The 12,950-nt window shown below is 70.3% G+C and carries 11 protein-coding genes and 1 pseudogene; 8 read left to right on the forward strand and 4 right to left on the reverse strand.

Annotation, left to right across the window (positions count from 1 at the left end):
* Positions 1 to 54: 54 nt before the first annotated feature.
* Positions 55 to 1,224: an ROK family protein gene (locus tag ABH935_RS06295; RefSeq protein ID WP_370376802.1), complete on the reverse strand. Its 1,170-nt coding sequence runs from the start codon at positions 1,222 to 1,224 to the stop codon at positions 55 to 57.
* A 205-nt stretch (positions 1,225 to 1,429) separates the two neighbouring features.
* Between ABH935_RS06295 and ABH935_RS06300 the strand changes: the two are divergent.
* From ABH935_RS06300 to ABH935_RS06310, 3 genes and pseudogenes are all read left to right on the forward strand, one after another.
* A pseudogene (locus tag ABH935_RS06300) lies at positions 1,430 to 2,503 on the forward strand (cellulase family glycosylhydrolase); the annotation flags it as partial.
* Positions 2,504 to 2,665: 162 nt separating this feature from the next.
* Complete coding sequence (locus ABH935_RS06305) at positions 2,666 to 3,880, forward strand: sensor histidine kinase (RefSeq protein WP_370376803.1); 1,215 nt, start codon at positions 2,666 to 2,668, stop codon at positions 3,878 to 3,880.
* Positions 3,877 to 4,533, forward strand: a complete 657-nt coding sequence (locus tag ABH935_RS06310) for a response regulator (RefSeq protein ID WP_370376804.1) — start codon at positions 3,877 to 3,879, stop codon at positions 4,531 to 4,533. Before ABH935_RS06305 ends, ABH935_RS06310 begins: the two co-directional genes overlap by 4 nt.
* On the opposite strand, the gene ABH935_RS06315 is transcribed toward ABH935_RS06310, so the two are convergent.
* Positions 4,476 to 4,817: a hypothetical protein gene (locus tag ABH935_RS06315; RefSeq protein ID WP_370376805.1), complete on the reverse strand. Its 342-nt coding sequence runs from the start codon at positions 4,815 to 4,817 to the stop codon at positions 4,476 to 4,478. The genes ABH935_RS06310 and ABH935_RS06315 overlap by 58 nt on opposite strands.
* 165 nt (positions 4,818 to 4,982) lie before the next feature.
* Here ABH935_RS06315 and ABH935_RS06320 point away from each other — a divergent pair, with 165 nt between their 5' ends.
* Positions 4,983 to 5,249 carry a hypothetical protein gene (locus ABH935_RS06320; RefSeq protein WP_370376806.1) on the forward strand — a complete coding sequence of 89 codons (267 nt, stop codon included), beginning with the start codon at positions 4,983 to 4,985 and terminating at the stop codon, positions 5,247 to 5,249.
* Between the two features lie 93 nt (positions 5,250 to 5,342).
* Here the strand turns inward: ABH935_RS06320 and ABH935_RS06325 are convergent, their stop codons facing one another.
* Entirely contained in the window at positions 5,343 to 5,834 is a 492-nt protein-coding gene (locus tag ABH935_RS06325; protein ID WP_370376947.1) for an inorganic diphosphatase, read from the reverse strand.
* 36 nt (positions 5,835 to 5,870) lie between these two features.
* Positions 5,871 to 7,262 (reverse strand): cellulose binding domain-containing protein, encoded by a 1,392-nt coding sequence (locus ABH935_RS06330; RefSeq protein ID WP_370376807.1) that lies wholly within the window; start codon positions 7,260 to 7,262, stop codon positions 5,871 to 5,873.
* Positions 7,263 to 7,558: 296 nt separating this feature from the next.
* On the opposite strand from ABH935_RS06330, the gene ABH935_RS06335 reads away from it, so the two are divergent.
* The 4 genes from ABH935_RS06335 to ABH935_RS06350 all read left to right on the forward strand — a co-directional run bounded on the left by ABH935_RS06335 (position 7,559) and on the right by ABH935_RS06350 (position 12,950).
* Positions 7,559 to 8,602, forward strand: a complete 1,044-nt coding sequence (locus tag ABH935_RS06335; protein ID WP_370376808.1) for a lytic polysaccharide monooxygenase — start codon at positions 7,559 to 7,561, stop codon at positions 8,600 to 8,602.
* Positions 8,603 to 8,797: 195 nt separating this feature from the next.
* A complete protein-coding gene (locus tag ABH935_RS06340) occupies positions 8,798 to 9,604 on the forward strand; it encodes a hypothetical protein (protein WP_370376809.1) in 807 nt (268 codons plus the stop codon).
* Complete coding sequence (locus ABH935_RS06345; protein WP_370376810.1) at positions 9,604 to 10,830, forward strand: cellulose binding domain-containing protein; 1,227 nt, start codon at positions 9,604 to 9,606, stop codon at positions 10,828 to 10,830. Before ABH935_RS06340 ends, ABH935_RS06345 begins: the two co-directional genes overlap by 1 nt.
* A 47-nt stretch (positions 10,831 to 10,877) precedes the next feature.
* Complete coding sequence (locus tag ABH935_RS06350; protein ID WP_370376811.1) at positions 10,878 to 12,950, forward strand: cellulose binding domain-containing protein; 2,073 nt, start codon at positions 10,878 to 10,880, stop codon at positions 12,948 to 12,950.

Genomic DNA, 12,950 nt, shown 5'->3' on the forward strand with positions numbered 1-12,950 from the left:
GGCGTCCGTCCGGGCCCGGGCCCGACCACGGATCGGCTGGCTCAGAGTTTTGATTCACCCTCGCTGCCGCGGCGCGGCGAGCGGCGCCGCCAGCACAATCCGCGCAGCGCTGGCCGCGATCAGCTCGTCATCCCACGGCCGCACCTCGATCGTGGTGTCACGTACACACGGCAGCAGGTGGTCCAGCAGCACCGCGTGCATCGGCTCGCCGAGCAGGTCCCACAGCGCCGTGATCTCGCCGATCACGACCACGCTGCGCGGCCCCAGCAGGTTCACGACGCCGGCTAGGGCGCGGCCCAGCAAGGTGGCCGCTGTCTGCAGCAGCGCCACGGCCGCAGAGTCGCCGTCGCGGGCGGCCGTGCCGAGATCGTCGAGGTCTGATGCGGCCGACAGGATGCCGGCATCGTGTGCTCTGCGCAGCAAAGCCTCCGTGCTCACCAGCGACTCCAGGCAGCCGCGGTTGCCGCACACGCACACCGGCCCGTCGGGCTGCACCGGCATGTGCCCGAACTCGCCGGCGGCGCCGAGCGCGCCCCGGTACGGCGCGCCGTCGAGCACCATGCCGAGCCCGATGCCCTGGCCGATCGCGGCGAGCAGGAAGTCGGCCTCGTCGGCGCCGGGGCCGTAGAGCCGTTCGGCGGCCGTCACCGCGCTGATGTCGTTGTCCACGAACACCGGCACGCCGAGCGCCTCGCGCAGCCGCGCGGCCAGCGGCAGCCCGTTCCAGCCCAGCCGCACCGACATCCGCAGGGTCCCGGTCTCCGGATCGACGATGCCGGGCACCGCGACGCCGACGCCGGCCAGCGGCAGCCTGCGGTTCCGGGCCTCGTCGATCTCCGCGCGGATCAGGGTGATGAGAGTCTCGACCGCCTCCGGGGCGGCCGGGTCGAAGGCGTGGCGGAAGCTGTGCACGACCTCGGCGTCCAGCCGGCAGGTGACGCCGGTGACGTGCTCGTGCGCGACCTGGATCCCGATGGTGTGCGCGGATTCGGGCACCAGTGCGAGCGGGATCGAGGGGCGGCCGCCGCCCTGCGACGGCCGCGGCGCCTCCTCCACCAACAAGCCTTCAGCCAGCAGCCGCCGCGTGCCCTGGGTGATCGTCGCCGGGCTCAGGTCCAGCTGCTCGGCGATCTGCGCGCGGCTGAGCGAGCCGCGCCGCGCCAGCAGCGCGAGCACCGCGGTGCGGGTCATGTCCCCGGAGACGAAGCCCGCGCCCCACCGCATATCAACCGCTTTCTTCGCCGGACGGCCCCGCGCCACGTCGTCGGCCGTGCCGGGCGCACTGGTGGGGAAGCTGATGGGGAAATCGTAGTGGTCCGGGCCGAGTGGCGTGCCGGTGCCGTTTCGGGCCGCCCCTTGACAGTGCGTTCGCTGCGGCCCTAGCTTCCGTCCAGTTAATTTACACCCGAATTAATTGAGGGAGTACCTGATGCGTCATCCCCTCGTGCGTTTCCGGCGCACCGCTTCCGTCATCGTGGTCGGCGTGCTCGCGGCCACCGTGACCAGCGGGTTCGCCGCTTACGCCGCCGCGAGTCCGGCCCCGGCCGCCGACAGTGCGACCGCCGAGGGCGCCCCGCCGAGCAGTTTCCACGGTGTGAACTGGGCCGACCCCCGCGACAACTACGCCAGCGACGCCGTCGTGCCCAGCGGCCTGAGCGTCACCGACGACTACCGCACCGTCTACCGCATCACCCAGAAGATGGTCGACGGCTTCCGCGCCAACCTCGGCGCCAACACCCTGCGCCTGCCGATCAACCCGGCCAGCGTCGGCACCGCCTGGTGGAACTCCTACCGCGCCACGATCGACGCCGCGACCGCCTCCGGCGACAAGGTGATCCTCAGCTACTGGGAGGCGCCGACCCCGAAGAACGGCAGGATCGACGACGTCACCGCCTGGAACAGCATGTGGGACACGGTCACCGCCGCGTACCGGAGCAACCCGCGTGTCTACTTCGAGCCGATGAACGAGCCCTTCGGCTACACCCTGGACGAGTGGGTCCAGGTCTGCACCGGCTGGCTCGCCCGGCACGCCGACGTCCCGCGCGACCACGTCGTCGTCTCCGGCAGCGGCTACAACGACAACGTCACCGGCGTCGGCGCGGCACCGGCCCTGAACGGCACGCTGCTCTCGCTGCACTTCTACGGCTACTGGGCCAGCTCGACCACCGAAGCGGACTGGATCAGCAACCTGCTTCCCCGCATCGGCGGCTACGCCTACCGCACCATCATCGACGAGGCCGGCTCCCCGATGACCACCGGCCTGAACTACGGCGCCCACAACGGGAACCAGTACACGTCCTACTTTGCCGCCGTGACCGACACCGCGCGCGGCATGGGCATGGGGATGGTCTACTGGCCGGGCCTGCGAACCGGCGACTCGTACTCGATCGAGAGCCTGGACGCCAAGGGGCGCCTGCAGAACAACAACGCCAGCGGCGTCAGCCAGCTGAAGTGGGGCTACGGCTTCGGCTCCGTCCCGCCGGTCAACGAGCAGCCCGCGGCTCGTTGAGGATTGAGCCGCGCTGAGGCCCGATACCCGCCGTGGCAACTACGATGAATGAAAGCATCATCGAGCACTCACATCAGCTGTCGAGTCTCCTCGGCTGGTAAGCCGTGCTCGATGGCGCGTCATCGGGCAGGCACGGCGGAACGGGTGGAAGCGCCAGTGACGGCTGGTGTCGAAGACGGCCTTCATATCGAGCGGCACGTCAGTGCGGTCCTGACCGCGGTCGCGGTCACGGCACGGGCCGTCGCGCTGATCTGCGCGGTCATCAGCCTCGTCGTCGGGCTGCGCGAGGGACAGTTCGCGCACGTCCGGCTCGCCGTCGCGGCCTACGCAGCGGTGGGCTCTTGGGCCTTGGTGTACCTGGCACGGGCTCGCGGCGGCCCGCCGGCGCTGTGGATCAGCGCGGTCGACGTGGCGGTCCTGGCCGCCGCGCTGACCACGCTGCGCGTCGCCGGCGGTGCGGGCTACTTCGACGACGTCAGCAACTCGGCGCTGGAGCCGTTCGTGTCCGCGGCCCTGGTCGGGGTGGCGATCCACGCCTCGACCAGGCAGACGCTGGCGGCCTGCGCCGTCCTCGGCCCGGCGTACCTGGCGGCCGTCATCACCCGGCTGTCGGTCGCCGACGTCGCCAACGCCGTCGGCGACCTGGCCTGGCAGGTCGGCATCGCGCTGGTCTGCCTGGCCGGCGCGCGCCGGCTGCACCGCGCGGCGGCCGTCGTGAGCGCCGGCGCGCGGTCGGTGCTCACCGAACGGGAGCGGCTGGCCGAGGACCGGGGCCGGGATCTGGAGCGCCGCCGCCAGCACGCCGACCGGCGGCGGCGTCATCTGGAGCTGCACGACGGCCCGCTGGCGCTGCTGACCGCCATGTCCCGGCCCGCGCCGGTCGGCCATCCCGACGCCCGGGTGCGGGAACGGTGCGCGGCGAACGCCGATCTGCTGCGCGGCCTGCTGAGTGAGAAGGACGACTCCGGCGGCGAATCAGTGCCCGAACTCCGCCTCGCACTGGTCGGCACCGGGGCCGACTGCGCCGCGCTGGGTCTGCGGGTGCGCTACCAGTTCGGGGCCTTGCCGCCGTGGCTGCCGGAGCCGGTCGTCGAGGCCCTGCGCGGGGCGACGCGCGCCGCGCTGAACAACGTCCTGGCACACGCCGGCACGCGCACCGCCTGGGTGACCGTCGAGGCGGCGGGCGACGATCCGGGGGCGGTGACCGTGGACGTCGTGGATCGCGGCGCCGGGTTCGACCCGGGCACGGCGACGGCCGGGGTGGGCCTGCCGACCGCCATCGCCGGCCGGATGGCCGAGGTCGGCGGGGCGGCCGAGGTGGACAGCATCCCGGGCCACGGGACCTGGGTCCGGCTGCGGTGGCCGGCGTGATCCGGGTCGCGGTGGTCGACGACGACCGGCTCGCCCCGGCGGGAATCAGAGCTCTACTGGCCGGGCAGCCGGACATCGAGGTCTGCGCGGTGCACACGACGCTGGCCGGGCATCTGGCCGCCGCGGTCGAGGCCGACGTGGTGCTGCTGGACCTGCTGCTGCAGGACGGCGTCGCCCCGGCCCGCAACATCGCGGCGCTGGTGCGCGCCGGCCGCACGGTCCTGGTCATGTCCGTGCACGCCGACCACCGGGAGGTCTGGGCGGCGATGCAGGCCGGCGCCGGCGGCTACCTGGTCAAGGACGACGACCCGGACCAGCTCGCCGACGCCATCCGGACCGTGCACGCCGGCGCGGTGGCGATCACGCCGGAGCTGGCCTTCGTCATCAGCCTCAGCCCGCCGGTGCTGTCGCCGACCGAGCACCAGGTGCTGTTGCTACGCAGCCGCGGCCACACGTACGAGGCGATCGCGCACCGGCTGAACGTGGACAAGTCCACGGTCGCCACGCTGCTGCGGCGGGCCGGGGACAAGTTCGCCAGGCGGGCTGCCGACACGGCTGCTGATACCGCCGCCGGTCCTGCTGCCGGCACCCCGTCTCAGCCCTCGACGACGTCCAAGGCCCGCACCGCCTCGGCCAGGCACCGGATCCCGTAGTCCAGCCGCCGGAAGTAGGTCGCGCGGCTCAGGTGGACGCGATGCGCCGTCACGTCGTGCCCGGTACTCCTTCCCAGGTAGTACAACCGCAGGATCTCGGCGGCCTCCTGATCGACCGGCGAGGCGGATCCGGCCATCGCGTCGATCTCCGTGCGGACGAAGGCGTTGACCGCCTGCAGCGACCCGAGCCCCGGCCACGTCTCCAGCAACCGGTCCGACGGCCGCCGCGGATTGCGCAAGTGGGTCAGGACTCTGCGAACCGCGCCGACGAGAGCGTCTTCCACGTCTTCATCGTCCGGCGGGCCCCCCGGGGCGGCAATGTCGCACCGGTGTGACAACCGGGCTGTCTGGCATGAGACGAATGTGAGACTCACCAGCCTTCGGTCGGTGCCTTAATGATTCGAGCCGCCCAGGTCGAGCGGTACGCCTAGATCACGACAGGAGTCTTCATGCGGATCAGGAACGCCATAGCAGCCGCAGCGGTGCTGGCCGCGGCGATCGGGCCGGTTGTCACGGCCTCGACGGCGAACGCCTACGACCACGGCTGGAAGTGCACCGGCTACGGCGACGGCCCGACCCCTCAGGCGGCGCACAAGGCGGCCATGGAGGACATGATCGGCAACGTCACGGTCGGAAAGTGGATCTACACCGACGGCCAGAACGCCGACGGCTCGTACTGGGAGCTGATCTCGGCGGACTGTGTCTTTGTCCAATAGTCTCACCAGGTCCGCGGCACGGTGAAGCCTGCCGAGCGCCAGACACAGGGTCCGCTGGCGCTCGGCAGGCTGTCGGCGTATCAGGCTGCTGTCCTATTCGGGCGCGGCCTCGCTCCGGCGCCGGCGGTCGGCGGCGATGACCGCCTCGGCGGCGGCGCGGTCGGCCCAGGTGCCCGGTTGGGCCTGCCGGCCCGGCTCGGTGTCCTTGTAGATGTCGAAGAAGTGTCCGATCTCGTCCAGCCGCTCCTGGGCGACGTCGGCCAGATCCTGGACGTCCTCGTAACGGGGGTCGCCCGCCGGGACGCACAGGATCTTGTTGTCGACGCCCTTCTCGTCATGGGAGCGGTAGACCGCCACCGGCCGGGCGGCCACCTCCACCCCCGGGAACGCCGGCTCGTCCAGCAGCACCATGGCGTCCAGGGGGTCGCCGTCCTGGGCCAGGGTGTCGGGGATGTAGCCGTAGTCGGCGGGATAGCTGGTCGAGGTGAACAGCTGCCGCTCCAGGCGGATGCGCCCCAGACGGTGGTCCATGACGTACTTGTTCCGGGAGCCGGCCGGTATCTCGATCACCACGTCGAATCGCATCATGGTCTTCACGTCGAACGCGGTACCCGGGGAAGGTTAGGTAGAAACGCAGGAAATTCTGTTAAGAGGTTGATTCGCTCCGTTGACGACCATGCCCCAGGAGGTTGAGGCGCCCGGTGCCAGGGATCCGTTGTAGGACACCGAGTTCGCCGTCACCGCCTGGCCGGATTGTGTTGCTGTGACATTCCAGGAGTTTGCGATCGACTGCGATCCAGCGAACGAGAAGTGCACGGCCCATTTGGAGGTCGCGACCGTCCCGGTGTTGGTCACGGTGAACGCGGCTTGGTAGCCGGTCGACCAGGTCCCGGTCACTGAACTCGTCACCGAGCAGCCCGCGCCGGCGCTGCTACTCGGGGTGGAACTCGGCGTGGAACTCGGGCTCGAACTGGGGCTTGAGCTCGGCGTCGAGCTAGGACTTGAGCTCGGCGAACTCGGCCCCGACCCCGGCGACGTCGTATACGGCACCTGCGTGTAAGCCGCGCTGCAGTTGCTCCCGCAGGACGAAGGCAGCGAGAAGCTGTACACCTGACCGCCGTTGATGAGGGTGTCCGAAGCGTCGGTCACCCGGATCTGGTAGCTCGATCCGGCAGCCACCGTCGGCCCGATGATGTACGCCTGCCCCATGTCGCTGTCCATCGTCGCCGAGACCCACGTCCCGTTCGCCGACAGGTACTGCACGCCGTGGATCCCGTTCGCCAGGTGCGACACCGAGATCGCCGGCCAGTACACCTGTGCGCCCTGTATGAACCCGATGTTGATGTCGCCGCTGTAGTTCGGCGCGTTGATGAACTGCCACGTCACCTGGCGGTTGTTCCAGTGGTTCAGCAGGTCGCCGACGGCGGTGCCGTTCTGCTGGAAGCGGTTGATCGAGTCGGTGTGCAGGTCGATGTGGTACGGGTCGTCGCGGCACCAGGCGTTGGAGTCGCCGCAGCTGTCGGCGACCAGCATGTTCAGCGTCGCGCCGTTGTACTTGTCGGTGACCCACGAGCCGTTGCGGCAGAACGGCTCGTTCTGCGCGCCGTCGTTGGTACCGGTGCAGAAGTCGCCCATGGTCACCTTCACCCAGCGGCCGCAGTTCAGCCCGTTGTCGAACATGCCCAGGACGCCGGCCTGCGACGGCGGCACCGGACGCGGGAACTGACCGTAGTTCCCCGGCGAGTTGAAGACGTTGAGCGCGATGAAGTCCTGCGAGTCCAGGTTCGCCTGCGGCATGCCGCACCCGCCGTATGGCGCGCCGAGCCCGTCGAAGTGGGTCGCGTTGCCGGTCACCGGGCTCGGGGTGCCGCCGACGCCGAGCGCCTGCGCGGGGCTGCTGGCCAGGGCCGCGGCCAGCGCGACGAGCAGCGCGGCGAGCGCCGCCAGGGCGGTGTGCAGGACGGCTCGGCGGCGGCGTGGGCGGAACGGTGGAGCTGGTCTGGTGTGGCGCACGGTGGCGGCTCCCCTCAAGAGATCTCGGCAGTCGCATGGTCTGCCGGAGGCTCGAAAAGCGTCAAAGCCCTGCGACGCCGCCCCTGGTCGCAGCCGCTCCGGCGCGAAACTTTCGCGTAACGGGCCCGCCGGCCACGGCGCGGGCCGTCGTACCAGTACGGGCTCTGACATGCCCGTTCGATTTCGTTCGACGAACCGGCCGCCCGACGCCCTCCGCCGGCTCGCGTAACGGTCCGCGTCGCCAGAGCTACGCTCCGCCCGACACAGTCCGCCACATCTGTGGAAAGGCGAGCGATGTGAGCAGAAAGATCCCCAGGAAGCTGGCCGGCGTGCTGCTCGTGCTGGCCGGCCTGATCGGGACCATCACCTTCGCGCCGCAGGCCTCGGCGCACGGCGCGATGATGATCCCCGGAAGCCGGACGTTCTTTTGCTACGAGGACGGCCTGACCTCCACCGGCCAGATCGTCCCGCAGAACCCGGCCTGCCAGGCGGCGGTGGCCCAGAGCGGGACCACCCCGCTGTACAACTGGTTCGCGGTCGGCAACCGCAGCGGCGCCACCAGCGGCGGCACGGTCGGCTTCATCCCCGACGGGAAGCTGTGCAGCGGCAACAGCAACTACTACGACTTCTCAGGGTTCGACCAGGTCAACGCCGACTGGCCGGTCACGCACCTGACCTCCGGCGCGGGCATCACCATCAACTACAACCGGTGGGCCGCGCACCCCGGGACGTTCAGCCTCTACGTCACCAAGGACGGCTGGGACCAGACCAAGCCCCTGACCTGGGCCGACCTGGAACCGACGCCGTTCTCGACGATCACCAACCCGCCGAACACCGGGACCGTGGCCACGCTGCAGAGCTACTACTCGTGGCCCGCGACGCTGCCGGCGAACAAGACCGGACGGCACATCATCTACTCGGTCTGGGCCCGCTCGGACAGCCCCGAGACGTTCTACGGCTGCTCCGACGTCGTCTTCGACGGCGGCACCGGCCAGGTGACCGGCATCGGCGCGACGGCACCGCCGCCGCCCTCGGTGCCGTGCACGGCCACGTACTCCGTGACCAACTCCTGGAGCGGCGGGTTCCAGGCCCAGATCACGGTGAAGAACCCGACCAACAGCCCGATGAACAAGTGGACGGTCGGGTGGGTGCTGGCTGACGGCGAGAGCGTGGTCAGCGCATGGAACGGCACGCTGTCGCAATCCGGGTCGCTGGCGACGATGAAGTCGGCGGACTGGAACGGGCAACTCGCGGCCGGGGGCAGTACCAACTTCGGCTTCGTGGCGAATCAGACCACTGCTCCGGCGCAGCCCGAGAGCCTGTCCTGTACGAGTCCGTAGCACTGCCGCGGGGGGGGGGGGGCGCCCCCCCGCCCGCCCCCCCCCCCCCGCCCGCCACCTTTGATGAAGGGTCCTGTCATGCCCGTGTTTCGACGCGCTCTGATATCGGCTGCCGCCGGTTGCCTGCTCGTTGCCGGCCTTGCGGCGTGCAGTCACTCGCATTCGGCGGCTCCCAAAAGCACGAGCGGTATGGACATGAACGGCATGAACGGCATGAACGGCATGAACATGGCCGGCTCTGGCGACGACATGCCGGGGATGGGAGAGCCGACCGGCCCGAAGATCGCCGCCGCGGCAGTCGCCGACAACGGACTCCACGGCACTGTCGGCGGCTACTCCTACGTCGTCGACTCGGCCGCGCCATTCACGTTCCACATCAGCGGCCCGAGCGGCAAGACGGTTACCCGGTTCCAGCCGTACGAAGGCCGGCTGCTGGTGTTCTACCTGGTCCGCAGCGACCTCGGCGACTTCCGTCAGCTGACGCCGTCGATGCGCGCGGACGGCAGCTGGACCGTGCCGCTGTCGGCGCTGACGCCTGGTTCCTACCGCAGCTACATCACGTTCGCGGCGCCCGACTCCAGTGCCGGGACGCCCTTGTCGTACTCGTTGTCCCAGCCGCTGACCGTCCCCGGTGGCCCGACCGTCGCCGCGCTGCCCGCCGCGTCCGACACCACGACCGTCGACGGTTACGCACTCCGGCTCACCGGATCGCCGCATCAGGGGGTTGCGACAGACCTCGGGGTCGCCGTCACCAAGAACGGAAAGCCGGTCCAGCAGTTCGACCGCCTCCTCGACGGCTACGCACACCTGACCGCCTTCCACGCCGGCGACGCGGCCTTCGCCCGAGCGCTGTCCACCGGACGCTCCGCCGGTGGTGCGGCCGGCGCCGGCGACCTGACGGCGACGATCCAGTTCCCCGAGTCCGGAGCGTGGCGGCTGTTCGTCCAGTTCGAGACGTCGGGTGCCGAGCACACGGCGGCGTTCACGGTGGAGGTGCCCTGATGTCCCGCGACCACTCGTGGCTGCGCAGTATCCGCGTCCTGGCCGTCGTGGCGGCGGCGGTGCTGGGGATGTCGGCCGTATTCGTGCTCGGATCCCGGCCGGCCGCGGGCGCCGGGACCGGCTGTACGGTCGCCTACCAGCCGAACCAGTGGAGCACCGGCTTCACCGCCGACGTGACGGTCACGAACGGCGGCCCGGCGGTCAGCTCCTGGACCGTGACCTGGTCGTGGACCGGCAACCAGCAGGTCACGTCGGGGTGGAACGCGCAGGTCGGCCAGAGCGGACAGCAGGTCACGGCCACCAGCGAGCCCTACAACGGATCGGTCGCGGCCGGGGCCACGGCCGCCTTCGGATTTCAGGCCACGTATTCCGGGACGAACACCGCTCCAGCCGACTTCGCTTTCAGCGGCGTGGCGTGCGGCGGCGTCGGGTCGCCGAGTTCGCCCTCCAGCTCACCGTCGACTCAACCCTCCAGCCAACCGTCGAGCCAGCCGTCCAGTCAGCCTTCCAGCCAACCGAGCAGCGGACCGTGCCCGGCCACCGCGGTGTTCTGCGACGGCTTCGAGAATCAGACCTCGACCACACCGTCCGGCCGATGGTCCGTCGTCGCCCCGAACTGCTCCGGGACCGGGACCGCCGCGATCACCACCGCGCAGGCGCACTCCGGGACCAAGTCCCTGGAGATCGACGGCCACGGCACCTACTGCGACCACGTCTTCGCCGGCGACGCCACCGACCTGGCCGCCGCCGCGCCGACCTGGTACGTCCGGTTCTGGATCAAGCACACCGCGCCGCTGCCGACGGACCACACCACCTTCCTGGCGATGAACGACTCCGCGCACGGCAACACCGACCTGCGGCTCGGCGCCCAGAACGGCGCGCTGATGTGGAACCGGCAGTCCGACGACGCCACGCTGCCCGACCAGAGCCCGGCCGGGGTCGCGCAGAGCGTGGTCCTGCCGACCGGCGCCTGGGAGTGCCTGGAGTTCTCGGTGGACGGCACCAGCGGCCAGATCCACACCTGGTACAACGGCAGCCCCGTCCCGGGCCTGACCGAGGACGGCGTGCCGACCCCGAACCTGGACGACCAGTGGCTCGCCGGTACCGGGGCATCGTGGCGGCCGCGGCTCACCGACCTGAAGCTCGGCTGGGAGAACTACAGCAGCGGCGACGACACGCTGTGGTTCGACGACGTGGCGCTGAGCACCGGCCGGATCGGCTGCTGAGAGCCCGAATATCAATCTATTGAGAATAGTTGAAAGGAGTCACCACTTTGAAAGTCTGGAGACCGGGTACGGCGCTCGCGGCCGGCCTGCTCGCCCTCACCACAGCCGTTGCCGCGGCCCCGAACGGAACCGCCGCGGCGGCCGCGGCCCCGCAGGTCAACGTCACGGTCAACACCCTGGAAGGCCTCGGCACCGTCCCGACCACCGGCTACGGCCTGAACAGCGCGGTCTGGGACAGCCAGATGAACGCCCCGGCCGTGCAGAACCTGCTCGGCCGGGCCGGGATCGGGATGCTGCGCTACCCGGGCGGTTCCTACGGCGACATCTACCATTGGCAGACCAACACCGCACCCGGCGGCTACGTCGCGCCGGGCACCGACTTCGACTCCTTCATGGGCACCGTCAAGACCGTCGGCGCCCAGCCGATCCTGATCGCCAACTACGGCACCGGCACGCCCCAGGAGGCCGCCGACTGGGTCCAGTACGCCAACGTCACCAAGGGCTACGGCGACAAGTACTGGGAGATCGGCAACGAGAACTACGGCAACGGCTACTACGGCGCCGACTGGGAAGCCGACAACCACGCCAGCAAGAGCCCGACCACCTACGCGCAGAACGTCGTCCAGTACAGCAAGGCCATGAAGGCCGTGGATCCCACGATCAAGGTGGGCGCCGTGCTGACGCTGCCGGGCAACTGGCCGGACGGCGTGGTGGCCTCCGGGGACTCGGCGGACTGGAACCGCACCGTGCTGTCGATCGCCGGCTCGGCCGTCGACTTCGTCATCGTGCACTGGTACCCCAGCGCCAAGGACGCCGCCGGCACCATGGCCGCGCCGGCCCAGCTGCCCGGCGAGCTCAGCCAGCTGCGCAGCGAGATCACCGCGTACGCCGGCCCCGGTGGCTCCCGGCTCGGAGTCGCGCTCACCGAGATGAACGGCAGCTTCGACCAGGACACCCAGCCCGACGCCCTGTTCGGCGCGGACGCCTACTTCACGGCCCTGGAACAGGGGGTTTTCACGGTCGACTGGTGGAACACCCACAACGGGGTCGGGGCGATCAGCACCGCGCCCGACGGCGCCACCGACTACGGTGACGGCGGAGTGCTCTCCAGCGGCGGCTGCACGGGCTCGGTCTGCGAGCCGGCGGTGAACACGCCGTTCCCGGCCTACTACGCCATCAGCATGCTGAGCAAGCTCGGCCGTCCCGGGGACCAGCTGGTCAAGGCCGGCACCGACCAGCAACTCGTCGCGGCACACGCGGTGCGGCAGGCGAACGGGAATCTGGCCGTGATGCTGGTGAACAAGGATCCTGCGAACGCCTACACCGTGAACCTGCACTACGCCGGATATGCACCGAGCACGGCGACCCCGACCGTCTACACCTACGGCGACGAGGCCACGTCGATCACCTCGGCGGCGCAGGGCAGCAGCGCGGTCCAGACGTTGCCGCCCTACTCGATCGAGACGATGGTCCTGACCCCGTCCGGCAACCCCGTCAGCACCCTGACGGCCCCGGGCTCGCCCTCGGTCTCGCAGGTCACCGGCACGCAGGCGACCGTGAGCTGGGCGCCGTCGGCCGGCGGCACGGCCACGCGCTACGAGGTCTACCGGCAGTTCGGCACGACCAGCGAACTGCTCGCGGAGTCGACGTCCACTTCGGCGACGATCGGCAACCTCGTCCCCGGCAGCGGCTACACCCTGAACGTGCTGGCCACCGACCAGAACGGGAACCTCTCGCCGCCCTCGGACCCGGTCTCGTTCACCACCGGGACTCCGGCGAACAGCACCTGCGCCGTGAACTACCAGGTGACCGGGGGCTGGGGGAACGGCTACGTCGCCGCGCTCACCGTCACGAACACCGGGCCGAGCCCGATCGACGGATGGTCGCTGACCTTCAGCTTCCCCGGGGCCGGTGAGACCCTGGGATCCGGCTGGAACGCGAACTGGTCCAGCAGCGGGCAGAACGTCGAGGCCACCAGCCTGGCCTGGAACGCGAACCTGGCGGCCGGCGGCGGCAACTCGGCCAGCATCGGGCTCGTCGGGAACAATGACGGCGCCTATCCCTCGCCGGCGGCGATCAGCCTGAACGGCACTGTCTGCACTACTACATACAGCTCCTGA

The sequence above is a fragment of the Catenulispora sp. GAS73 genome (genome assembly GCF_041262085.1).
GTDB lineage: Bacteria > Actinomycetota > Actinomycetes > Streptomycetales > Catenulisporaceae > Catenulispora.

Bases quoted from the DNA above. Each gene is read 5' to 3' on its own strand.
- ABH935_RS06295 (WP_370376802.1), bottom strand. From the start codon at position 1,224: ATGCGGTGGGGCGCGGGCTTCGTCTCCGGGGACATGACCCGCACCGCG.
- ABH935_RS06325 (WP_370376947.1), bottom strand. From the start codon at position 5,834: ATGCGATTCGACGTGGTGATCGAGATACCGGCCGGCTCCCGGAACAAG.
- ABH935_RS06345 (WP_370376810.1), top strand. From the start codon at position 9,604: ATGTCCCGCGACCACTCGTGGCTGCGCAGTATCCGCGTCCTGGCCGTC.
- ABH935_RS06320 (WP_370376806.1), top strand. From the start codon at position 4,983: ATGCGGATCAGGAACGCCATAGCAGCCGCAGCGGTGCTGGCCGCGGCG.
- ABH935_RS06340 (WP_370376809.1), top strand. From the start codon at position 8,798: ATGAACGGCATGAACGGCATGAACGGCATGAACATGGCCGGCTCTGGC.